Annotated in this window: 21 protein-coding genes and 1 tRNA gene; 1 reads left to right on the forward strand and 21 read right to left on the reverse strand. The window is 69.2% G+C overall.

Going from position 1 to position 23,513, the window contains the following annotated elements; translation table 11 throughout:
- Window positions 1-63: 63 nt before the first annotated feature.
- From BEN78_02675 to BEN78_02760, 18 genes are all read right to left on the reverse strand, one after another.
- On the reverse strand, window positions 64-4,503 hold the full coding sequence (locus tag BEN78_02675; protein ID ASR44865.1) for an ATP-dependent DNA helicase: 4,440 nt from the start codon (window positions 4,501-4,503) through the stop codon (window positions 64-66).
- Window positions 4,504-4,654: 151 nt separating this feature from the next.
- Window positions 4,655-5,398: a hypothetical protein gene (locus tag BEN78_02680; GenBank protein ID ASR42461.1), complete on the reverse strand. Its 744-nt coding sequence runs from the start codon at window positions 5,396-5,398 to the stop codon at window positions 4,655-4,657.
- Window positions 5,399-5,561: 163 nt separating this feature from the next.
- A tRNA-Lys gene (locus BEN78_02685) sits at window positions 5,562-5,637 on the reverse strand.
- A 536-nt stretch (window positions 5,638-6,173) separates the two neighbouring features.
- On the reverse strand, window positions 6,174-6,854 hold the full coding sequence (locus BEN78_02690) for a 7-cyano-7-deazaguanine synthase QueC (protein ASR42462.1): 681 nt from the start codon (window positions 6,852-6,854) through the stop codon (window positions 6,174-6,176).
- A 97-nt stretch (window positions 6,855-6,951) separates the two neighbouring features.
- The gene (locus tag BEN78_02695; GenBank protein ASR42463.1) at window positions 6,952-7,632 is read right to left on the reverse strand and encodes a 7-carboxy-7-deazaguanine synthase QueE; all 681 of its coding nucleotides are present in this window, start codon (window positions 7,630-7,632) and stop codon (window positions 6,952-6,954) included.
- Between the two features lie 4 nt (window positions 7,633-7,636).
- Window positions 7,637-8,464 carry a tol-pal system protein YbgF gene (locus tag BEN78_02700; GenBank protein ID ASR44866.1) on the reverse strand — a complete coding sequence of 276 codons (828 nt, stop codon included), beginning with the start codon at window positions 8,462-8,464 and terminating at the stop codon, window positions 7,637-7,639.
- 8 nt (window positions 8,465-8,472) lie between these two features.
- Window positions 8,473-8,985 (reverse strand): peptidoglycan-associated lipoprotein, encoded by a 513-nt coding sequence (locus BEN78_02705; GenBank protein ID ASR42464.1) that lies wholly within the window; start codon window positions 8,983-8,985, stop codon window positions 8,473-8,475.
- A 66-nt stretch (window positions 8,986-9,051) separates the two neighbouring features.
- On the reverse strand, window positions 9,052-10,374 hold the full coding sequence (locus BEN78_02710) for a Tol-Pal system beta propeller repeat protein TolB (GenBank protein ID ASR42465.1): 1,323 nt from the start codon (window positions 10,372-10,374) through the stop codon (window positions 9,052-9,054).
- A gap of 80 nt (window positions 10,375-10,454) precedes the next feature.
- On the reverse strand, window positions 10,455-10,784 hold the full coding sequence (locus BEN78_02715) for a hypothetical protein (protein ASR42466.1): 330 nt from the start codon (window positions 10,782-10,784) through the stop codon (window positions 10,455-10,457).
- Between the two features lie 48 nt (window positions 10,785-10,832).
- Window positions 10,833-11,831 (reverse strand): protein TolA, encoded by a 999-nt coding sequence (locus tag BEN78_02720; protein ASR42467.1) that lies wholly within the window; start codon window positions 11,829-11,831, stop codon window positions 10,833-10,835.
- The gene (locus tag BEN78_02725) at window positions 11,832-12,269 is read right to left on the reverse strand and encodes a protein TolR (protein ASR42468.1); all 438 of its coding nucleotides are present in this window, start codon (window positions 12,267-12,269) and stop codon (window positions 11,832-11,834) included.
- A gap of 51 nt (window positions 12,270-12,320) precedes the next feature.
- Complete coding sequence (locus BEN78_02730; GenBank protein ASR42469.1) at window positions 12,321-13,118, reverse strand: protein TolQ; 798 nt, start codon at window positions 13,116-13,118, stop codon at window positions 12,321-12,323.
- 6 nt (window positions 13,119-13,124) lie between these two features.
- The gene (locus BEN78_02735; GenBank protein ASR42470.1) at window positions 13,125-13,574 is read right to left on the reverse strand and encodes a tol-pal system-associated acyl-CoA thioesterase; all 450 of its coding nucleotides are present in this window, start codon (window positions 13,572-13,574) and stop codon (window positions 13,125-13,127) included.
- Between the two features lie 44 nt (window positions 13,575-13,618).
- A complete protein-coding gene (locus tag BEN78_02740) occupies window positions 13,619-14,656 on the reverse strand; it encodes a Holliday junction DNA helicase RuvB (protein ID ASR42471.1) in 1,038 nt (345 codons plus the stop codon).
- A 141-nt stretch (window positions 14,657-14,797) separates the two neighbouring features.
- Window positions 14,798-15,781 (reverse strand): hypothetical protein, encoded by a 984-nt coding sequence (locus tag BEN78_02745; protein ASR42472.1) that lies wholly within the window; start codon window positions 15,779-15,781, stop codon window positions 14,798-14,800.
- A gap of 148 nt (window positions 15,782-15,929) precedes the next feature.
- Window positions 15,930-16,577 (reverse strand): anaerobic ribonucleoside-triphosphate reductase activating protein, encoded by a 648-nt coding sequence (locus BEN78_02750; protein ID ASR44867.1) that lies wholly within the window; start codon window positions 16,575-16,577, stop codon window positions 15,930-15,932.
- A gap of 14 nt (window positions 16,578-16,591) precedes the next feature.
- Window positions 16,592-16,774 carry a hypothetical protein gene (locus tag BEN78_02755; GenBank protein ASR42473.1) on the reverse strand — a complete coding sequence of 61 codons (183 nt, stop codon included), beginning with the start codon at window positions 16,772-16,774 and terminating at the stop codon, window positions 16,592-16,594.
- Window positions 16,775-16,914: 140 nt separating this feature from the next.
- Complete coding sequence (locus BEN78_02760) at window positions 16,915-18,639, reverse strand: ribonucleoside triphosphate reductase (GenBank protein ID ASR42474.1); 1,725 nt, start codon at window positions 18,637-18,639, stop codon at window positions 16,915-16,917.
- 618 nt (window positions 18,640-19,257) lie between these two features.
- Here BEN78_02760 and BEN78_02765 point away from each other — a divergent pair.
- On the forward strand, window positions 19,258-19,788 hold the full coding sequence (locus BEN78_02765) for a hypothetical protein (protein ID ASR44868.1): 531 nt from the start codon (window positions 19,258-19,260) through the stop codon (window positions 19,786-19,788).
- Between the two features lie 166 nt (window positions 19,789-19,954).
- On the opposite strand, the gene BEN78_02770 is transcribed toward BEN78_02765, so the two are convergent.
- The 3 genes from BEN78_02770 to BEN78_02780 all read right to left on the reverse strand — a co-directional run bounded on the left by BEN78_02770 (window position 19,955) and on the right by BEN78_02780 (window position 23,384).
- On the reverse strand, window positions 19,955-20,839 hold the full coding sequence (locus BEN78_02770; protein ASR42475.1) for a U32 family peptidase: 885 nt from the start codon (window positions 20,837-20,839) through the stop codon (window positions 19,955-19,957).
- A gap of 4 nt (window positions 20,840-20,843) precedes the next feature.
- Window positions 20,844-21,842 carry a protease gene (locus BEN78_02775; protein ASR42476.1) on the reverse strand — a complete coding sequence of 333 codons (999 nt, stop codon included), beginning with the start codon at window positions 21,840-21,842 and terminating at the stop codon, window positions 20,844-20,846.
- A 69-nt stretch (window positions 21,843-21,911) separates the two neighbouring features.
- Window positions 21,912-23,384, reverse strand: coding sequence for a 3-octaprenyl-4-hydroxybenzoate decarboxylase (locus tag BEN78_02780; GenBank protein ASR42477.1), 1,473 nt, complete (start codon window positions 23,382-23,384; stop codon window positions 21,912-21,914).
- Window positions 23,385-23,513 lie beyond the last annotated feature (129 nt).

Consider the following 23,513-nt stretch of genomic DNA (forward strand, 5'->3'; position numbering starts at 1 on the left):
CCTCTCCCCGCGGGTCATTCGACAACGATAGCAAAACCCCGGTGAGCGCTGACCCGGCCGCCGTCACCCGGCGCGATCGCCAGGCGCAGCCGCGCCGTGCCGGCCGTGTCCGGGACGAGACATTGCGCCGGGCTGCTGGAGCAGCACCCGTGCCGCGGCTGCCTCTTCGGCCGAGAGCGCTTCGTCGACACTGCAGCGATCCGCCACCCGGCTAGCGACCACATGACCATCGCGCAGAACCAGCCGTGCGCCCGGCTGCCGGGGCACGCGCTCGCCGGGTAACAGCGTCCCGGCGAGGTTCAACGGATCGGACGCGCCCACGCAGATCAATTCGCCGTCCGCCTGTCGCGCGCGGACCGCGCGCAACAGGCCCACAGCCTCGGGCAGCGCGTACTGCTCGCCCGACAGCCCGGCCACGAAGCGGCCGCCGCGGATCTCGCCGCGGGCCTCGAGTCGGCGATAGACCCGCATCAGCTCTCGCCACGGCGGTAGCCAGTCGGGTTCGCGATCGAGGATCCGCCAGCAGACCACGCCGTAACGCCGCAGCAGCACGCGCGCGACATGCTCCATGTCCTCGGCATCGGGGCCGCCTTCTCCGCGCCGGGGCTGGCTCCAGCGCCCGGCATCGGCGATGCCGACCAGCGGCCTCCCGCGCCGGCGCCCACCGGTCGCCGGCCGGCGCGAGGGCGGCACCAGCAATGCGCGCAGGCCCGCGAAGCTGTCGCAGTGGGCGCGCCCGGCAGCGACTAGTTCCGACAGCCCGTCTTCCAGTTCGGTCTGCAGCAGGCGGGTGTGCGCCTGCAGGTCGTCGAAGAACGACGCGCCGTCTCGTGCCAGCGCCTCGTCGACCCGACGCGCGCGCGAGGACAGCACCTCCGCATCTGCCGGCGCCGGCGCTAGGCGCATCCAGCGCGGCGCACCCGGCCTCGGCAGCAGTGCGATCGGGATCTGACGCAAATGGCCGCCGCTCCCTTCGCCGGCGCGCGGCCGCAGCCGCAGCCAGGCCAGGCGTCCGGTGGTACACAACGCATCGAGCCAACCGGGCGAGAAGTCCGCCATCCGCGCCGGCAGCAGATCCGCCTCCCATGCCGCCGCAGGCGCCTCGTAGCCTTCAAGCTGCGCCAACACGCCGGCCAAGGCCTCGGCACCGTGCACGCGAGCGCCCTGCGACACGTGTTGCCAGTCGCACAGGAAGCGCACGTAGTCGGTCACAGGCACCGGCTCGATCTCGCGACGCAAGCGCCCCAGCGTCTCGCGATGAATGCGAGCCAAGAGCCCACGCTCGCACCACTCGACCGGCCCCGCCGTGTCGCCGCAGAACCACCCTCGCATCGCGGTGCCCTCGTGCTCGAGCGTGTGAAGCGCCGGCAGCAGCGCATACGCGGCCAGGCCGAGCGGCGCAGCCAAGGCCTCGGCCGTCACCGGTCCGACCCCGCCCAGGCGCGCACGGACCAGTTCCAGCAGCGCAGCCTCACGCGTCCACGCCACCGCGTACTCGTTCGGCACCGCAACCTCGGGCTGGACCGCCGCGTCAGGGTGCAACGCGCGCAGCAGCGGCAGCCGCTCGACCGCTACCCAGACCGCGGCCTCGCCGCCCACGGGCATGCGCGTCGCGCGCGCATCGTCGGCCAGCGCCGCCAGCAGCGTGGGCCAATGCGCGACGGCCGCCGCCTCGGCCTCGGCGATGGCGCCCAGCATCATCAGCGCATCGTGCATCTCGTCGGGCGTCGCCGCCTCCGGCCACGCCTCCTCGCGTACCCGCGCGATCGCCGCCGGGTCGAGCCGCCCTAAATCGTCCGCCGTTGCCGGATCGTCCCAGCGACGCTGCTGCACCGCCTGGGTCCGACGTTCCTCCAATGGCGCATCGTCGAGAAAGGCATAAGGGCGCGCGTTGATCGCTTCGGCGGCCAGCGGCGACGGCGCAGTCAGTTCGCGCGCGCGCACCTCGATCCGGCCGGCCTCGATACCGCGCAGCACCGCCAGCCAGCCCGACGCGTCCATCGCGACCTCCAGGCAGTCGTACAGCGTCTGCGCGACCAGTGGGTGTTCGGGAATCTCGCGCTCGCCGACGATGTTCTCCAGGCACGCGACCTGGTCGGGGAACACCGCCGCGAGCAGGTCCTCGCTCTTCATCCGCTGCAACTGCGGCGCGACCTTGCGGCCCCCGGCAAAGCGCGGCAGCGCGAGCGCAGTGGTCGCATTCCAGCGCCAGCGCACGCCGAACAACGGCGCATCGAGCAGCGCCTGTACCAGCACGTCACGCGCAGTCGCCGCGCGCAGATAGTCCATGACTTCGGCCAGCGGGAAGCTGTGGCTGGTCGAGAGCGACAGCACGATCGCGTCCTCGGTCGCTGCCGCCTGCAGTTCGAAATTGAACTTGCGGCAAAAGCGCTTGCGCAGCGCCAGGCCCCAGGCGCGATTGATGCGGCTGCCGAACGGCGCATGCAGCACCAGTTGGGTGCCTCCAGTGGCGTCGAAGAAACGCTCGAGCACCAGGCACGACTGCGTCGGCAGCGCCCCGAGCGCATCGCGCGCACGACCCAGATAATCGACCAGCTGCGTGGCCGCCTCGGCCGACACGCCCGCCTCGTCCTGCAGCCAGGCGTGGGCACGCGGATGCCCCGTCGCCTCGCCCGGTGCATCGAGCAAGGCCTCGATCTGCGCACGCAGCCGCGCCACGCCCGCCGACAACGCGTCCGTGCGCCCGGGCGCCTCACCGATCCAGAACGGGATATTCGGTGGCAGACCCTGGGCATCTTCCACGCGCAGCCGCCCCGCCTCCACCCGTAGAATCCGGTAGCTGGCATTGCCCAGTTGGAAGACATCGCCGCTCAGGCTTTCGACTGCGAAGTCTTCGTTGACGGTGCCGATCGACTGCGACTCGGGCTCGAGCAGCACGGTGTAGTCGCCGGTGTCGGGGATCGTGCCGCCGGACATCGTCGCGACCATGCGCGCGCCCTTGCGCCCACGCAGTCGGCGATGCACCGCGTCGCGATGCACATGGCCGGCGCGCGGTCCGTGGCGCCCGACAAAGCCCTCGGCGAGCATGCGCACGACCGCATCGAAGTCCGCGCGCGCCAACTCGCGATACGGCCACGCTCGGCGCACCAGTGCAAACAGCGCGTCTTCGCCCCAATCCTGCATCGCGGTTTCGGCGACGATCTGCTGCGCCAGCACGTCGAGCGGCGCCGGCGGGATGCGCAATGTGTCCAGCTCGCCGCGGCGCACACAGTCGAGCAAGGCTACGCACTCGACCAGTTCGTCGCGCGTCGTCGCCAGCAGCCTGGCCTTCGGCACACCCCCGACCTGATGCCGCGAACGGCCCGCCCGCTGCAGGAACGCGGCGATCGAACGCGGCGAACCGATCTGGCACACCAGGTCGACATCGCCGATGTCGATACCCAGCTCCAGTGACGCAGTCGCCACCAGCACGGTCAGCTCGCCGCGCTTGAGCCGTTGCTCGGCGTCGAGCCGGGCCTCGCGCGCGAGGCTGCCGTGGTGCGCCGCGACGCGTTCGCGGCCCAGCAGTTCGCCGAGATGACGCGCCGCCCGCTCGGCCATACGCCGCGTATTGACGAACACCAGCGTGGTCCGGTGCGCCTGCGCCAGGTCGCCGATGCGCCGATAGAGCTGCATCGCCTGGTCGTTGGACAGCACCGCCGACAGCGGCGTGGGCGGCAACTCGAGCGCCAGGTCGCGCGACCGCTCCAGTCCGACCTCGACGATGGTGCAGCCGTGACTGTCGGTCTTCGCTGCGTCGGCAGTGCCCCCGCCCCCGCCCGCCCCCGCATGGGGAGCCGAGTTGGGCTGGGCCTGCGCAAACGGTGCGCAATCCCCACCGCGCTCACCGACCAGAAACCGCGCTACTGTGTCGATCGGCTTTTGCGTCGCCGACAGCCCGACCCGCTGCAATCGCCGTCCACACAGCGCCTGCAGACGTTCCAGCGTCAATGTCAGATGGCTGCCGCGCTTGTCGCCGGCGACCGCATGGATCTCGTCGACGATCACACTCCGCACGTCCCCGAGCATCGCCCGCCCCGACACCGAGCCCAGCAGCACGTACAACGACTCGGGTGTGGTCACCAGGATGTGCGGCGGCCGCCGGCGCATCCGCGCGCGCTCGGCCTGCGGCGTATCGCCAGTCCGCACCGCCGTGCGGATCGCCACCTGCGGCAGCCCCATCGCTGCCAGCGCCGTACCGATGCCCGCCAACGGTGCTTCGAGGTTGATGCGCACGTCGTTCGACAACGCCTTGAGCGGCGACACATAGACCACCCGCGTCGCGTCCGGCAGCGTGCCGCCGGCCTCGAGCCCCTCGCGCACCAACCCGTCGATCGCGACCAGGAACGCGGTCAGTGTCTTGCCCGAGCCCGTCGGCGCCGACACCAGCACATCCCGCCCGGCCGCGATCGCTGGCCACGCCGCGACCTGCGCCGGTGTCGGCGCCGCGAAGGTGTCGCCGAACCACTGCGCGACGGCGGGATGGAGGGTGTCGAGGGGCATGGCGCACATGATCGCGGTGGCGACCGGGCGAACGGGTCGGCGGCTACAAGATCCACGATATGCGCCCACCGCGCGCCTGCTTCAACGGGCGCTGCAATGCGTGTTCAGCAGTGCCGCAGGATGCCCAAGGACTGCTGCGCAGTGGGTCCGCTCATCGCGTCCCACGCACCACGCCGGCGATCGCTCGCTGGATGCTGTCACTGCGTGTCTCCCAGTCAGGGTGATCGCCATCGCTCTCGTGACCCGCCAGCGCCTGCATTGCGCCATCCAGGATCGTCTCGCGCGACAGGCCCAGTACGCACAGCGCCACGGCGGCGAATGCATCGGCGAACAGTTCCGCAGCGCGCATGTCCGCATGGTCCGAACGTCGGATCGCTTGCTTGATTGCAGGTGGGACCATCGCCTCGTGATCGATCGCGTGCCCGAGCTCGTGAAGAATCGCGAACCGCGTCGTCGTCGGCCCTTGCTCGATCACGTCCCGGGCGATGTTGATCCGCCCGTTCTCGATTCGAGTGCTACCACCGATTTCCACCACCAGGCGTTCGGACAGCGTGGTCAGCACGTCACCCAGCGCAGCGCGATCCTCAGGCGACACGGCAGCGAATACCGACAACCCGTCGATCGCCGAGCAGATCACACGCAGGTCGTCTTGCCATCGGTCGACCACATGCTGCGACCCGACCACTGCCTGCGCGATGGGCAGATAGTCGTCGACGATGTCGTCGATCGTTAGCGTGTCGTCGCAGAGCGTCTCGCGAAAGTAGTGGACGATATCGTCCAACGCGGCCTCGCCGACCACGCCTCCCTGGTAACGCACGTAGGCGGCCAGCGCATCGACGGCGGGCTGACGGGAATCGGGGGTGTCTTGTCGGCTGGGCATCTTGGGCATCTCCATGGCAGGTGGAAACAGCCTGAGCGCAGGCGACAGCGGATACGATCGGACTCGAACTGATTCGGCCCTCGGTCGTTGTCCGATCTATGCGGCGTCGACAGCACGCATCGCGTTGCGTACAGACGGCCAGAACGTTTCCAGAGCGCCGGAGATCTCATCGACGGAATGGTGGGTCGTGATGGATTCGAACCATCGACCAGCGGATTAAAAGTCCGATGCTCTACCGACTGAGCTAACGACCCATCGACGGGCGGCGTACCACCCGGTCAGCGCCTCCTGGCCACCAGGGTGGCGGAGGATGCTTGCCGCCCTGTGGCGGCACCGGCACCAGGCCGGAGGCGCATTGTACCGGACAGGAGCCGCCGTCTGCAGCGGTGCGCCACCAGACGCACTCTAGGTGTGCGGACCGCCGACGAGCTCGCGCCCCTGATCGGTCAAGTCGATGTCGCCGTCTTCGGCCAGCACCGCATAGCCGGCACGCACGGCCCAGTCGGTCTCGGCCTCGGTGATCGGCGTGGTGGCGTCGATATCGCGCAGGATCCGCAACTGATCGTCAGTCAGGGGCATCGGGGGTGTCCGCGTGTGGAGTTCATGCCCACGGTACGCACGCGCCGTGACAGGCACGTCGCGGCGCCGCCTGGAGCGCGCGATCGCGCAGATGTGCCCGCGATGTCGCTAAGAGGGGCGCGATACGCGCGTATCGGCGATGCCCGCATGCGATCGGGGACGGGATAGGCGCCGCCGACAGTCCCGCTGGCGGCCGTGAGAGAGCGTCGGCTCAGCCGTCGACGGTCGGCACGTAGTGCGTCGGATCAGGCGCGCCCGCGGCGGCGAAGCCATCGGCGCGCAGGCGGCAGGCATCGCAATGACCGCAGGCGCGGCCCTGCGCGTCGGCGCGGTAGCACGACACGGTCAGCCCGAAATCCACGCCCAGGCGCAGGCCCTCGCGGACAATGTCGGCCTTGCTCATGTGCTGCAGCGGTGCGTGGACGCGGATGCCAGCGCCCTCGACGCCAGCCTTGGTCGCCAGGTTCGCCAGCCGCTCGAACGCAGCGACGAACTCCGGCCGGCAGTCCGGATAGCCCGAGTAGTCGACCGCATTGACGCCGCAGAACAGGTCGGCCGCGCCGATCACCTCTGCCCAGCCCAGGGCCAGCGACAGCATGATCGTGTTGCGGGCCGGCACGTAGGTCACCGGGATGCCGGCACTGCCGGCTTCGGGCACCTCGATATCGTCGGTCAGTGCCGAGCCACCGAATGCGCGCAAGTCGACGTCGACCGTCTTGTGCGCGACCGCGCCCAGAGCCGCGGCCACGCGCGCGGCGGCGTCGAGCTCGGAGGTATGCCGCTGCCCGTAGCGCACGCTCAACGCATGCACGGCGAAGCCCTGCTCGCGGGCAATGGCGACGACGGCGGCGGAATCCATGCCCCCGGACAACAGGACGACGGCGTTTTTCATGTTCGGATTTCGTGTTTCGTGTTGATCGAAGGCTAGCGCATCGGGCAACCGCCGCGGCTGCGAATCGTCAATGCCCGTTGTGCTGTGCGGCTTTGGCTTACCGCCCGGGCTCGTCATTCCACAGCAGCTTGTGCAGTTGCATCTGGAACTTGACCGGCAGGCGATCAGCGACGATCCAGTCGGCGAGATCGCGTGCTGAGATTTCGCCCTTGCTCGGTGAGAACAGCACATCGCAGCGCTGGTGCAGGCCCCGCTCGAGGACAAGATCGCGGGCCCATTCGTAGTCGGCGCGCGAGCAGATCACGCACTTGATCTGATCGTGCGCAGTCAGCAGCGCGAGGTTGTCCCACAGATTGCGGTGCGCCTCGCCCGAGCCCGGCGTCTTGATGTCGACGACACGGCTCACGCGCGGGTCGACGTCGGAGACATCGAGCGCGCCCGAGGTTTCGAGCGAGACCTGGTAGCCGGCATCGCACAGCCGCTCGAGCAGGCCGATACAGCGCTTCTGCGCCAGCGGCTCGCCGCCGGTCACGCAGACATGCCGCACGCCCTGGCGCGCGACCTCGGCGAGGATCGCGTCGATCGTCCACCACTCACCGCCGTGGAAGGCGTAGGCGGTGTCGCAGTAGCCGCAGCGCAGCGGGCAGCCGGTCAGACGGACGAACACCGTGGGCCAGCCCGCGTCACGGGCCTCGCCCTGCAGCGACAGGAAGATCTCGGTGAGCTTGAGCCGGTCGGCCGCGGATGCGGCGACCGCATCGTGCGCGACGGCGGTCATCGGGTCAACGCAGGCGCGAGAGCTGGATCGCGCGCAGCCGGTCGGCTGCCGTGCGGGCCGCATCGGTGCCCGGATACTGTGCGCCGACCTCGGCCAGCGTGGCCTCGGCGGCGTCCAGATTCTTCAGCCCGTACTGCGACAGGCCGACCTTGAGCAGGGCGCCGGGCGCCTTGTCGCTGGTCGGATAGCGCTGCAGCAGCGCGCGGAACTGCTCCTCGGCCAAGGCGTAGTTCTGGGTGACGTAATAGCTCTCGCCCAGCCAGTACAGCGCATTGGGCGCATAGCTGCCCTGCGGGTGCTGGGCCAGGAAAGCCTGGAACAAGGTCGCCGATTCGGCGTAGTCGCCATTGCGCAGCGCGGCGAACGCCTGCTCGTAAGCGCCGCGCTCGTCGGCCGGCGCCTGCGCCGTTGTCGGCGTGGCGGCGGGCGGCGGCGTGACCGCACCTTGTGGCGCCGGCGCGGGTGCGGACCCGACGGCCCCGCGTCCGAGCTCGGGTAGCTCCATGCCGCCGGCACCACCGGTGCCAGCTGCACCGCCTCCAGCGCCCTCGAGCCGGTTGAGCCGGCCGTCGATATCCAGGTACTGGCTACGGTTGCTGTTCTTGAGCTGTTCGTTCTGCTGCTGCAGCTCCTCGACCTGCGAACGCAGGGCGACGAGTTCCTGCCGCAGCTGGTTGACCTGGTTGAGCAGGTCCATGTTCGCGCTGGTATCTCCCGAGCGGGCCTCGAGCGCGGCGACACGGTCGGCCAGGCTCGCGCGCTGCGCGGACGCGGGCGCGGCGACCACGAGGGTCGCCGCGAACGCAACTGGGAGCACCAGCCATTGACGCATCGAAGGCATCAGCGGGCGGTGTAGATGATCTCGACGCGACGATTGCGGGCCCAGCAATCCTCGTTCGACTCAGTGCACACCGGACGCTCTTCGCCGTAGCTCACGACGGCCAGCTGGGCGGCCGAACCACCGTTGGCCTGCAGCGCCGAGGACACGCCATTGCCGCGGCGCTCGCCCAGGCCCTGGTTGTACTCGCGGCTACCGCGCTCGTCGGCGTGACCTTCGAGCGAGATGCGTGCCGAGCTGCGGTCGCGCAGGTACTTCGCGTGGCAGCTGACGATGGCCTGGAACTCCGGACGCAGCGAGTCCTGATCCAGATCGAAGTAGACCACGCGCTGGCGCAGGCAGGCATCGGTGTCCAGGTCGGCCGGCGTGTAGGCACCCGCGGTCGACGGGGTCGGCGCGACCGTGCCGGTGGACGGACCGGTGTCGACCGGCGCTTCTTCCTTCACCTTCTTGGAACACGCGACGGCGGCGGTGCAAAGCAGCGCGGCCAGCATCACACGGGTGGTCGTCTTCATCTCGTCGATCCTTGGTTATGTCGAATCAGGGCAGTGAGTATTGTTGTTAAGGACGTGCAGGCAGCGTCAGCGCTGTTCCCGGAACGGACCCCATGCCGGTTCGCGCACATCACCATCGGCGAGGACGAGGCGCTGGCGTACCCGGCCATCCGAAGAGACCGCGTACAGCACACCCCTACGCCCCTCGCGCGCCGCGTACAGGACCATGCCGGCGTTCGGAGCGAAACTCGGCGATTCGTCGAGCGATCCGGGCGACAGCGTGGACCAGCGGGGCGACCCCAGGCTGCGATCCAGCAGTGCAATACGGTACACGTTGCCCGACCCTTGCGCCACGACGATTTTCTTGCCATCGAAAGAAACCGACGGGTCGGCGTTGTAGCTGCCCTCGAAGGTCACCCGGGTGGCGTTGCCGCCGCTCGCCGGCGCCTGATAGACCTGCGGCCGGCCGCCCCGGTCGGAGATGAAGTACAGGCTGGCACCATCGGGCGCCCAGACCGGCGAAGTGTCGATCGCGAAGTGGTTGGTCACCTGGGTCAGCGCCTTGCTGCCCAGGTCCATCACGTAGATCTCGGGGTTGCCGCTGCGCGAGAGCGACAGCGCCAGACGCCGGCCATCGGGCGAGAACGCCGGGGCGCCGTTGATACCCCGGAAGCTGGAGACCAGCTCCCGGCCGCCGGTCGAAATGTCCTGGATATAGATCGCAGAATTGCCGCGCTCGAAGCTCACATAGGCGATGCGGCGGCCGTCCGGGCTCCAGGCCGGCGAGAGCAGCGGCTCGTTGGAGCGCACGACCGTCTGCGGGTTGTGACCGTCGGAATCGGCAACGACCAGCGCATAGCGGGCGTTCTGCCCCAAGCCGGTCTGGGTCACGTAGGCGATCCGGGTCCAGAACGCGCCGCGCACCCCGGTGATCTTCTCGTAGATCGCATCGGCCATCTGGTGGGCGACGTCGCGCATCGCATTGGCGCGGGCGGTCATCGCCAGGCCGAGCATGCGCTCTTGCTTGGCGACGTCGAACAGCTCGTACTCGACCCGGTAGCCACCGCCGCCGGCGTCGACGACCCGGCCCACGACCAGGAAGTCCTGGCGCAGCGCACGCCACGTCGGGTACTGGACTTCACTGCCGCGGGTCGGACGCTCGACGATGTCGCGGTCGGGCAGCGTGCGGAACTGCCCGGAGCGGTCGAGGTCGGCGCGGATCACCGCGGCCACGTCGGTGTCGGGCGCGGTGCCACTGCCCTGGTAGGGCATGGGGACGACCGCGATCGGCATCGCCTGCGCGCTGCCGCCGGTGATATCGATCTCCAGCCCCTGCTGCTGCGCACTGGCCATCATCGGCAGCGCAAGCGCGAACAGGGCGATCAGACAACGGATCAGGATGGGTTTCATCGGCCTACCGGACATGGAAATGGAGAGAGACCCGCGCAGCTTGGCCGCTGCACGGCGCAACAGGATGAATCCGGGCGCAATCATGGCGCGCCGCTGGTGAAGGTGATGACGAGCTGGCGCTCGAACACCCGCTCGAACCCCGCGTACGGCAATGGGGAGGCCCGGTACACCGCCTCGAGCAAGGATTGCCGGGCGGTTGCATCGAATCCGCACTCGAGCACGGGCTCGACCGACACCACGTCACCGCCGGGCAACTGCCGGACCAGTACCCGGCAGCGCACATCCTCGGCGATGTCGGGCTTGCGCCACTGGCTCTGCACGGCCTGATGCAGCGCCATCCGATAGCGAGTCTCGAGCGCGTCGTCAGCGCGGCCGGCGCCCGGTGTCACCAAGCCGCACAGCGCCAGCACGCCCGCTACGAAGGCCGCCCTGGCCGTCGAAACCGCAGCCGGCATCGGTCAGTCCTGCGCGGTGAAGTTGAAGTTGAGCCGGCGGTTGAAGACCGATTCGAAGCCGGCGTACGGCAGCGGTTCGGCGGCACGCACGGCAGCTTCGACCGAGCGCCGCCCCTGGGCGTCGTACGGGCACGATGGATCGAACTCGACGCTGATCACCTCGCCGCCCGGCAACTGGGTGATGTACAGGCGACAGCGCTGGCCCAACTGGACATTGTCGGGCCGGCGCCAGTTGCGACGCACGGCTTCCTGGATCGCCGCCGCGTACTTGGCGGCCAGGCCGCTGTCGCCGTCGGGACGGCCGGGCGGCGGGCTCGCCGCCGACGACGCTGCGGACGCGGCCGCACGCTCGGCCGCCTGACGCGCCTCCCGGTCGGCGATCTGCTTGAGCCGCTGTTCGGCCAGGCGCGCCTCGCGCTGGGCCTTTTCGCGCTCGGCGCGCAGCTTCTCCAGTTCCTGACGGGCAAGCCGGCGCTTCTCTTCGGCTTCCTGCTGCTTCTGCTGTTCGGCCAGCTCGATCTGCGCCTGCCGGCGCTTCTCTTCCTGCTCTCGTTCACGCGCCTCGGCAGCCTGCGCTTCGCGACGCACGGCATCCTGGGACACGGTGTCGGGCTTGGGCACGACTTCCTGCGGGGCCGGCTGGCGGGGCTCGACCGCATCCTCCGGACGCGGTTCGGGCAGCGGCTGCGGCGGCGCGGCGACCGGTTCGGGCTCCGGTTCGGGCAGCGGCTCGACCACAGGTTCGGGCGTGGGCTCTTGCGCCGGCTCCGGTTCGGGCACGGGCTCGGCGACCGGCTCGGGGCGACTGGCAAGCGCGCGCCGGTCGGCCGCGCTCAGCGCGTTGGGGTCGATGACGTCCGCAGAGACCGGCGAGCCAGCGGCCGAGGTCGGGCGCGACGACGCGCTCCACAGCGCGCCGAGCAGGATCAGCCCGAACAGCAGCACGTGGACCAGGATCGCCAGTCCGACTGCGATCGCGTCGTCGGAGCGCGATTCACGCATTCAGTTCGCGCCCTCCTGCGGGCGGCTGATCAGGCTGACCTTGGAGATCCCGGCCTCGTTGATGAGGTCGATGGCGTTCATGATCCGCTGGTAGCTGGCGGCGCCGTCGCCGTTGACCAGAATCGTGGCCTCCGGGTTCTGCGTGTGGATGCCGCGCAGGCGCGCGACCAGATCCTCGCGCGTGACCGAGGTGTTCTGCTGCTCGACCATCAGCGCCAGCTGGCCGTCGGGATAGACGCTGACGACCACCGGGTCCTTCGGCGTGCCGAGCGACTTGGCGCGCGAATCGGGCAGGTTGATGTCGGTGCCCAGGTTCATCAGCGGCGTGGTGACCATGAAGATGATCAGCAGCACCAGCATCACGTCGATATAGGGCACGACGTTGATTTCGTTCTTGAGCTTGCGCCGCTTGGCACGGCGAAGGGAGATCGACGACATGGTGGGGTCCGGGTTCGTGGACGGTCCAGCGACCGCCCGGCGCGGCTGGGATCAGTCGGCGCCGGTCTGACGTTCGAGGATCGAGGAGAACTCGTCGGAGAAGGCCTCATAGCGCGTGGCGATGCGCTCGACCTTGGTCGCGAAGCGGTTGTAGGCCCACACCGCCGGGATCGCCGCGAACAGGCCCATCGCGGTCGCGATCAGCGCCTCGGAGATACCCGGCGCGACGGTGGCGATGGTGGCTTCTTTGACGCTGGCCAGGCCGTGGAACGAGATCATGATGCCCCACACCGTGCCCAGCAGGCCGACATATGGCGCGATCGAGCCGACGTTGGCGAGGAATTCCAGGTTGCGCTCCAGGCCGTCGAGTTCGCGGGCACCGGCCACGCGCATGCCGCGCTGCGCGCCTTCGAGCTGGGTGCGGCTGTCGATGCCGCGCCGCTGGCGCTGGCGCGAATACTCGCGGTAGCCGGCCTCGAAGATCGCCTCCAGACCTTCGATCTCACGGCTGCGTTCGGTCGCCGAACTGTAGAGCTTGCCGATCTCGGCGCCCGACCAGAAGCGTTCCTCGAAGCGGTCGGCCTCCTTCTCGGCGCGGTCGAGCATGCGCTTCTTGCGGAAGATGATGACCCACGAGGAGATCGACGCCAGCAACAGCAGCAGCATCACCAACTGGACCGGGATCGAGGCATGCACGATCAGGTCGAGGATGCTCAGGTCGTTGGGCAGCGGCGCGGTCGCGGCGGCAGCCGCACCGGTGTTCGCCAGATCGGCGGCGCTGGCGGCCGCCTCCTCGGGCAGCGCCTGCACCTGGGTGGCGGACTGCAACAGCACGGGCATGGGGCTCATCCAGGATTACTCCGCTGACGTTTCGAGTGACTTGAGTTGGGTGTACAGCGCATCGGGCAGCGCGCGCGGACGGAAATCGGCCGTGCCCAGCGCCGCCACGCGCACCTCGGCATCGACCAGCAGCACGCCGTCCCGGCGGATCCGCTGGACGAACACCGCGCTCGCGCGTCGGCACTCACGCAGCACCACCTCGACCTCCAGCGCATCGTCGAGGCGTGCGGGGCTGCGGAAATCGATCCGCATCGCGCGCACCGCGAACAACGTGCCGTGCGCCTCCTGCAACGTGCTCTGGCCATGGCCGTGGGCACGTAACCATTCGCTGCGTGCGCGCTCCATGAAGGCGACGTACTGCGCGTGATAGACGACACCGCCGGCGTCGGTATCTTCCCAGTAGACGCGTGTCGGCCAACTGAATGCAGGCGAACCGGAATCTGGCATTGGTGATGGGGCGCTCATTGGGTTGGCTGATGGTTGGTGGCGTGCGGAGGGCGCGCGGGCACTCAGAACAAGGCCCCGGATTCCCCACTGCCCAATGCAGGTTCCTTGGGCTTGAGCCCCAGATGCAGGTAGGCCTTACGGGTGGCCATGCGGCCACGCGCAGTGCGCACCAGAAAGCCCTGCTGGATCAGATAGGGTTCGATCACGTCCTCGAGCGTGCCGCGTTCTTCGCTGAGCGCGGCGGCCATCGACTCGACGCCGACCGGGCCGCCGTCGAAATTCTCGATGATCAACTGCAGCAGGCGCCGGTCGAGCTCGTCGAAGCCCTCCGGATCGACCTTGAGCATCTGCATCGCGGCATGCGCGACGGCATGATCGATGCGGCCGCCGGCCCGGACCTGGGCGTAGTCGCGCACCCGCCGCAGCAGGCGGTTGGCGATGCGCGGGGTGCCGCGCGCGCGCCGCGCGATCTCGGCCGCGCCTTCCGGCTCGCAGGCCATGCCCAGGATCTGCGCCGAACGACGGACGATGCGGGTCAGTTCCTCGGTGCTGTAGAACTCCAGGCGCTGGACGATGCCGAAGCGATCGCGCAGCGGGGCGGTCAGCAGGCCGGCGCGGGTCGTCGCGCCGATCAGCGTGAACGGCGGCAGGTCGATCTTGATCGAGCGCGCAGCCGGCCCCTCGCCGATCATGATGTCGAGCTGGAAGTCCTCCATCGCCGGATACAGGACTTCCTCCACGACCGGCGACAGGCGGTGGATCTCGTCGATGAAGAGCACATCGTGCGGCTGCAGGTTGGTCAGCAACGCGGCCAGGTCGCCGGCCTTCTCGATCACCGGGCCCGAGGTCACGCGCAGCGCCACACCCAGCTCGTTGGCGATCACATGGCTGAGCGTGGTCTTGCCCAGACCGGGCGGCCCGAACACCAGCACATGGTCCAACGCCTCACGGCGCTGCCGGGCGGCTTCGATGTAGATCGCCAACTGCTCGCGGACCGGTTGCTGGCCGAGATAGTCGTCGAGCCGCTGCGGCCGGATGCTCGCCTCGACGGCGTCGTCCTCGCGGGTGGCGTCGGCGGCGATGATGCGATCCTGGGTCATCCCGGCATGATCGCACGCCGCCGCCCCGAACCAGAACCGGGGTCAGTGTGCATTTTTCCTCGGGCCTCGATCAGCCCAGGCCCAAACCGGGGTTGGAGCGCGTTTCTTCAAAAAAATGCACGCTGACCCCGGTTCTTGAGGTCAGCGGTGCATGGCCTCGGCGGCCAGGGCGAAGCTGTGGCGACGGGCGTCGTGGTCGAAGATGTTGGCGGTGAGCATCAGTTCGTCGGGCCGATGCCGGGCGACGAAGTCGGCGATGCCCTCGCGCACGTCGGCCGGATCGCCGACCACCGAGCAGGCCAGAGCCTGGGCCACCATGGCTTTTTCCGCCGGGTTCCAGAACGCCTCGATGTCGTCGATCGGCGGCGGGATCAGGCCCGGCATGCCACGGCGCAGGCGCACGAAGCTCTGCTGCTGCGTGGTGAACAGCCGCTGGGCCTCGGCGCGCGTATCGGCGGCAACGACGTTGAGCGCGAGCATCGCATGCGGCTGCTGCAGCCGCTTGGACGGGCGGAAGTCCCGGTGATAGAGCGCGAGCGCCTCGGTCATCGCGGCCGGTGCGAAGTGCGAGGCGAACGCATACGGCAGGCCGAGCGAGGCGGCCAACTGCGCGCCGAACAGGCTCGAGCCGAGGATCCAGACCGGTACGTCCAGCCCGGCACCGGGCACGGCCTGCACCGGTTGACCCGGCTTGGCGGGCTCGAAGTAGCGCAGCAGCTCCATGACGTCGGACGGGAACGCGTCGGCGCCCGCGTAATAGCGCCGCAGCGCCTGGGTGGTCGCCTGATCGGTGCCCGGTGCGCGCCCCAGCCCCAGGTCGATACGCCCTGGATACAGCGAGGCGAGCGTGCCGAACTGCTCGGCGACCTGCAGCGGCGCGTGGTTGGGCAGCATCACGCCGCCAGCGCCGACCCGGATCGTCGAAGTCCCCCCGGCAATATGGCCGATCAGCACGGCGGTCGCGGCGCTGGCGATGCCGGGCATGTTGTGATGCTCGGCCAGCCAGTAGCGTCGGTAGCCCAGCGCCTCGGCGTGACGGGCGAGATCGAGCGAGCGGGCGAACGAGTCGGCGGGCGTCGAGCCCTCGGTGACAGGCGCGAGGTCGAGAACGGAATACGGAATCATCGGTGGGCCTGGAGGGGGCATGCCCAGAGACATGGGGCCAGGGTCGGCGAACTCCATGGAAGGCAGGTGGAACGCTGCCGTGCGGTTGCCGTAACGGCTGTCGGCTGGGTACCGCGTGCTGCATCCGGCCGCATCGCGGGCCCTTTTCTCAGGCCCGACGCAGGACGAAATGCGCGAACCGCGCCGCGAGCGCATCGGCGGCATGGAGCTGCCATTCCTCGGCCGGGTAGCCCGGACCACGGCATTGCTGCAGCGACCAGTGGCGCACGCCGCGCGCAGCGAGCGCATCTGCCAGCCGCAGCAGTTCGTCTTCCGGATACAGCCGTGGGTGCCAGGTCGTGCGGCACTCGTAGGCGATGCCGCTGTCGAGGACATGATCCAGCGACCGCCAGACGCGCTCGCCGCTGCCGGCAGCCGTTGTGACCTCGGCATTGCGCGCTGGCAGGGCCTTGATGTCCAGACCGATCCAGTCCAGCGCCGGCAGCAACGCAGCCAACCGCGCCGGATACATGCCACCGGTATGCAACGCGGTCTGGAACCCCAGACCGCGGACCGCGGCGACCGCGTCCCCGAGTGCCGGCTGCAGCGTCGGTTCACCGCCGGAGAAGACCACGCCGTCGAGCAACCCCCGGCGGCGATGGAGGAAGGCCTCGACCGTCGACCAGGGGATCTCGACATCGCCACGCGCCGGCAGCAGATCCGGGTTGTGGCAGTACCCGCAGCGCCACGGGCAGCCCTGCAGGAACAGCACAGCCGCCAGCCGACCGGGAAAGTCGATCCCGGTCATGGCGGTCATGCCGCCGATGCGGATCACGCGGCGCGCGCCGGGCGTCCAGGCTCGGCGAAGAAGCGGCGCTCGGCGTGCTCGCCGCGCTTGCCGATGTTGAAGCTGGACACGGGCCGGTGATAGCCCATCACGCGGGTCCAGACCTCGCAGCGCTGGCGCTCGTCGTCGCGCAGGGAGGTGGTGGCAGCAGGGGCGACATGGGACATACAAAACACTCCTTGGAGGTCATGGGTAGGCAGTGGTGCAACGAGGTTAGGAAGCGGGGTCAGAGTCGATTTTTCGATGCCCGGACATCCCGCTGACCCGGTTCTGGTATTTGAAATTCGACTCTGACCCGGTTTTGGGGTCAGGCGGTGGCGCGGCCCTTCTCGGCCAGGCGTTCGTCGTCGCAGCGCGGGCAGAACGGATGCTCGCCGGCGAGGTAGCCGTGGGTCGGGCAGATCGAGAAGGTCGGGGTCACGGTGACGTAGGGCAGCCGGAAGCGGCTCAGCGCGCGCCGCACCAGGTCCCGGCAGGCATCGCCGCTCGACAGTCGCTCGCCCATGTACAGGTGCAGCACGGTGCCGCCGGTGTAGCGCGACTGCAACGCCTCCTGGCGCTCCAGCGCCTCGAACGGGTCGTCGGTGAAGCCGACCGGCAACTGCGACGAATTGGTGTAGTACGGCTGGGCATCGGTGCCGGCCTGCAGGATGTCCGGCCAGCGGCGGCGGTCCTCCTTGGCGAAGCGGTAGGTCGTGCCCTCGGCCGGCGTGGCCTCGAGGTTGTAGAGGTGGCCCGTCTGTTCCTGGAACTCCACCATCCGTGCGCGCACATGATCGAGCAGGCGCACGGCGAACGCGTGGCCCCAGTCGCTGGTCAGGTCGTGCGCATCGCCGGTGAAGTTGCGGATCATCTCGTTGATGCCGTTCACGCCCAACGTCGAAAAGTGGTTGCGCAGCGTGCCCAGATAGCGCTTGGTGTACGGGAACAGACCGTCGTCGATCAGCCGCTGGATCACCTCGCGCTTGATCTCCAGGCTGCGCCGGCCCAGCTCGAGCAGGGCGTCGAGCCGCTCAAACAGCGCTGTCTCGTCGCCGCGATGCAGGTAGCCCAGTCGCGCACAGTTGACCGTGACCACGCCCAGACTGCCGGTCTGCTCGGCGCTGCCGAACAGGCCGTTGCCGCGCTTGAGCAGTTCGCGCAGGTCGAGCTGCAAGCGGCAGCACATCGAGCGGATCATTCCCGGATCGAGCTCGGAGTTGATGAAGTTCTGGAAGTACGGCAGGCCGTACTTGGCGGTCATGTCGAACAGCCGCTGCGCGTTCTCCGACTCCCACGGGAAATCGGCCGTGATGTTGTAGGTCGGGATCGGGAAGGTGAACACCCGGCCCTTGGCATCGCCCGCGCTCATGACCTCGATGTAGGCACGGTTGATCATGTCCATCTCGACCTGCAGCTCGCCGTAGGCGAACGGCATCGGCTCGCCGGCGATCACCGGCACCTGCGTGCGCAGATCCTCGGGGCACACCCAGTCGAAGGTGAGGTTGGTGAAGGGCGTCTGCGTGCCCCAGCGTGAGGGCACGTTGAGGTTGTAGATCAGTTCCTGGATGCACTGGCGCACGTCGTCGTAGGACAGCGCGTCCTTGCGCACGAACGGGGCCATGTAGGTGTCGAACGATGAGAACGCCTGCGCGCCGGCCCATTCGTTCTGCAACGTACCCAGGAAATTGACGATCTGCCCGACCGCCGAGGACAGGTGCCGGGGCGGGCCGGCTTCGACCCGATTGGGCACGCCGTTGAGGCCTTCATGCAACAGCGTGCGCAGCGACCAGCCGGCGCAATAGCCCGACAGCATGTCGAGGTCATGGATGTGCAGGTCGCCCTCGCGATGGGCGCGGCCGACCTCGGGCGGGTAGACCTGCTCGAGCCAGTAGTTCGCGGTGACCTTGCCGGCCACATTGAGGATCAGTCCGCCCAGCGAGTAGCCCTGGTTGGCATTGGCATTGACCCGCCAATCGGCCCGGCTCAGGTACTCGTCGATCGAAGCGACCGGATCGATCAGGGCGGGCGCCCGGGTGCGTGCCATCGGCATTGCTTTCTTCCTCGACCACAATATGTGGTGCGCATTCTGATTTTTATCACCACATATTGGATTGACCTGGATCAAGCACCGCACAGATCGCCTGGTTCCCGCATGACGGGGCTCGGATCGGACACGCACCTGACGCGGATCAAGGCGGCGACCGCGTGGCGGTGGCACCGTGGCTCGCCTGGCGGCCCCTGACCGCCCCGTCGGATCGAGGAGCCTTGCGATGTCCGTGTCGTTGCAGCGGGTTGCGCCGCCACCGGTGCCGGGCGCATGAGTGGCGACATCGCCATGCCCAACAGCCATGGCCGCCCTGCTCCGCCACTGGCCGCGATCGCATTGGAGGCGGCGCGCCACGGCATCGACCGCATCGATGCAGTCCTGATCGCATTGCTGGCCGCGCGCCGCGGCGCTGCGGCACTGGTCGGCGGCATGAAGCGCGCGCTGGACCGCCCATTGCGCGATGCCGGCCGCGAGGCCCAGGTCCGGGCGCACGTACATCGGATGGCCGCGCGCCTGCACGTGCCCGGCGACACGGTGGACCGGCTGGCCACGCTGCTGATCGCCGACGCCTGCGACCGGCAGTCCCGCTCCGCCTTCCCTCCTTCCCCACCGGCCCCCGCCATGACCGCGACCGCTTCTGCCTTCGATCCAACCGATCCCTACCCGGCCGCCGCGCTGCTGCGCCTGCTCCCTCCGCCCGCGCGCTGGAAGCCGGTGCTGCGGCGCCTGCCACAACCGGTTGTCGAGGCCCCGCTCGAACGCGCGTTATCTCAGGTGTTGCAGACCGCGCAGATCGGGCCTGCGCTCGACCTGGTCGCCGGTCGGCGGCTGGGCATCGAGGTCGAGGATCTCGGCATCTCCGTGGTTCTGAGCTGGACGCAAGGCCGACTGCGGGCCGTACCCGGTCCGGCCGAGGCCAGCGTCCGCGGCAGCGCAACCGACCTGATGTTGCTCGCCAGCCGCCTGGAAGATGCCGACACGCTGTTCTTCCAGCGCCGACTGGTGCTCATCGGCGATGTCGAGCTCGGGCTGACCGTGCGCAATCTGCTCGACCGCATGCCTTGGGACACGCTGCCACTGGCCCTGCGCATCGCGCTGCAACGCAGCGCCCGAATCGCACGCGCCGCCCGCAAGGCGCATCGCTCGGCCTGAGGCGACAGCGCGCCGCCACGCAAATACAAGTCGGGTGAGCGATCCGCCCCGCGCGACGGGCCAAACGGCTGTCCTGCGGCATGTTGCAGACGCTGCGCGCATGCGCACCCCGCAACGAGATGCGCCGCACGGCAGCGGCGCGATCGCGCGTTGACAAGAATCGGCATCAGGCCGGCTGTGCGGGCAGCGTCCCCAGGCCTGGCGTGCCGTGCCAGTAGCCGTTACGGGCGCCCATGGGCGCGGGTGGCTCCGGTGCGTCGAGCATCGTGCGGAAACGCTCGACGATGGCGGCCATATCGCCGACCTGCGGTGACAGGCGCAGTACATCGACACCACAGGCGTGCAGCGCGTCACGCTCGGGCGCCATGTCGATCACATCGGTGCCCTGGATCTGCACGCCGTTGATCGTCAGGAACGGGTCGCCCTCGCGCGTGTGCAACGGCAGCCCGTCGGGATGCTCGATGCAACGCAGGCCGCAGCGGTCCTTGGGCAGGTCGAGCGCGCGGGCGGTGAAGCAGCGCGCCGAGTACGACAGCGGCAGCCGGCCCCAGGCCAGCACCTCGAGTTCCGGCATTGTGCCGCCGTCGGCCTGGAGCGCGGCACGCAATTCGGTCAGCAGCGTGCGCCCCTGCTCGACGCCCGGTACCCAGCGCTGCAGACCGTCCTCGACCAGCATCGCCAGCGCACGATGGTTGTAGACGTTGAGCGTCGGGCCACCGACGAACGGCAGTCCACGCTCGCGGCACAGTTGCACGGCCGACAGATCGTTGGCCTCGATCATGAAACGGCCGTTCTCGACCAGGCGCTGCATCGCACCGAGCTCGGACTCGGCCTCCAGCAACGCCAGCGTCGACAGCACGACCGCCTTGCCCGCCTCGGCCAGCGTGTCGGCCAGCGCCAGCCAGTCGGCGCCGCGCAACTCGCGGCGCTTGCTGCATACAGTTTCGCCCAGGTAGACGATGTCGACCGGCCAGGCAGTGACATCTCGATAGAACGCGAGTGTGGTCGCGCGCGGCCAGTAGTACTGCAACGGTCCAAGGCTGAGCTTCATCGAATCAATGCCAGGCACGGTGATAAGGCCCCAACGTGGTCTGCTGGCCTTCGGCATGCGCTGACAGCGCACGTTGCCAGTCGGGCTCGGTACGCCAGCGCTGCGGATCGTCGCGGTGACGGTCCAACGCCCGACGCCAGGTCTGCGCCACTGCGCGCACATACGCCACACCACGCTGGCGCCCCTCGATCTTCAGCGCCGCGACGCCGGCCTGCGCCAGCCGCGGCAGCAGTTCCAACGTGTTGAGACTGGTCGGCTCCTCGAGCGCGTGGAAGATCTCGCCGCCGACGTTATAGCGGCCCTTGCACACGGTCGGATAGCCGGCCGGTTCGCCGTCTGCGAAGCGGTCGATCAGCATGCCGTTCACCCGCACGCTGCGGCTGCGGTCCGCGTGTTCGTCCCAGCGCACGAAGGCCGCGGGCGAGCACACACCGTGGCGATTGGGCGATTGCCCGGTCACATAGCTCGAGAGCTGGCAGCGGCCCTCGACCATGATGCACAGGCTGCCGAACGCGAAGACCTCCAGCGGCACCGGCGACGCCGCGCACAGGCGCTCGACCTGCTGCACCGACAACACGCGCGGCAGTACCGCGCGCGCGATGCCGAAGCGCTCGTGGGCGTAACGCAACGCGGCCGCAGTGGTCGCCGATCCCTGCACCGACAGATGCCGGGCAAGCTGCGGATAGCGGCGCGCGGCGTAGTCGAGCACCGCCATCTCGGCCGCGATGATGGCGTCTGCGCCGAGCGCCGCCGCGCGGTCCACCGCGCGCAGCCACTGCGGCAGCCGAACGCTGTCTGGATAGGTGTTGAGTGCAAGGTAGACCTGACGACCGCGCGCGTGCGCATAGGCGATGCCTTGGCGCAATTCGGCCTCGTCGAAGTTCAGCCCCGGAAACGCGCGCGCGTTGGTCTGGTCGCGCAGGCCGGCGTAGACCGCGTCGGCGCCGGCATCGATCGCCGCCTGCAGCGCGGGCAGGTTGCCCGCTGGACACACCAGTTGCATCGCTCGTCCTCGTCATTGCGCAGGGGCTTGCATGCTAGGCGCCGCCCTTGCACGGCTCATTGACCCAGGTCAGGCGCTGCGTGCATCGCGCAATGCCTCCCACAGCCGCCCCATACGTGCGGCGACCTGCGGGTCGGGCACGATCGGTCGGCCCCAGTCGCGTGCGGTCTCGCCGGGCCACTTGTTGGTCGCATCGAGCCCGAGCTTGGAGCCGAGCCCAGCGACCGGGGATGCGAAGTCGAGGTAGTCGATCGGCGTGTTGTCGACCAGCATCGCATCGCGCGCAGGATCGACCCGGGTCGAGATCGCCCACAGCACCTGGCCCCAATCGCGCGCGTCGATGTCGTCGTCGACCACGATCACGAACTTGGTGTAGGTGAACTGGCGCAGGTACGACCAGATGCCCATCATCACCCGCCGCGCATGGCCGGCGTACTGCTTGCGGATCGAGACCACCGCGACCCGGTACGAGCACGCCTGCGCCGGCAGGTGGAAGTCGACGATCTCCGGGAACACCTTGCGCAGGATCGGCACGAAGACCTCGTTGAGTGCCATCGCCAGCACCGAAGGTTCGTCATGCGGCGCGCGCCCCATGTAGCTGCCGTGATAGATCGCACCGCGACGCAGACGCATGCACTCGATCGTAAGCACCGGGAACGCATCGCGCGCGTTGTAGTAGCCGGTGTGGTCACCGAATGGGCCCTCGGGCGCGGTGTCGCCGGGATGGATGAAGCCTTCGAGCACGATCTCCGCACCCGCCGGCGCGTCGAGTCCGGTCATCGCGCTGCGCCACACCCGCGTACGCGCACCACGCAGCAGACCGGCGAACTCGTACTCCGACAGCGTGTCGGGCACCGGCGCGACCGCGGCAAGCAGCGTCGCCGGATCGGCGCCGATCGCGACCACGACCGGAAACGGACGGTCGGGATGCATGCGCTGCCAGGCTGCATGATCCTGCGCACCGCCGCGATGCGGCAGCCAGCGCATGATCACGCGGTTGTGCCCGATCGGCTGCTGACGGTAGATCGCCACGTTCTGCCGCGCCTGTTCGGTGCCGCGAGTGACGACCAGGCCGAAGGTGATCAGGCGGTCGACGTCGCCGGGCCAGCAGCGCTGGATCGGCAACCGCGCCAGATCGATGTCGCCACCGTGGACGACCTCCTCGCAGAACGCCGCCTCCTCCACGCGGCGCGGCGCGACATGCGCCAGTTGCGCCAGCCCCGGCCAGGCCTCGAGCGCGCCCCGCAGTGACGACGGCCAGCGCGGCTCCTTGAGCTCGGCGAGCAGTTCGCCCAGTTCGCGCAGCGAAGCCAGTGGCCGCTCACCGAGCGCCAGTTCGATGCGTCGACGATGCCCGAACAGGTTGCCGAGCATCGGGTGTGCCGATCCGACCGACCGGCGCATCAGCAGCGCCGGCCCCTGTTCGCGAAGCGCATGGAGCGACAACGCCGTGCTCTCGAGCTCAGGATCGACCGGCGCGCCGACCTCCCACAGCTGGTCGTGCCGGGTCAGGCGGTCGAGGAACTGGCGCAGATCGTGCAAACGGGGGCTCCGGCGCGGACGCTCCCGGCCGGGAGACGATGCCGGCAAGGCTAGGCAGCGGCCGCAGCGGCTGCGATGACGCAGGTCAAGCGCATCGAATGCAGCATTGGCGCGCCTGCATGGCGCGCC

This window comes from Xanthomonas citri pv. mangiferaeindicae (assembly GCA_002240395.1).
In the GTDB taxonomy this organism is placed as follows: Bacteria; Pseudomonadota; Gammaproteobacteria; order Xanthomonadales; family Xanthomonadaceae; genus Luteimonas; species Luteimonas citri_A.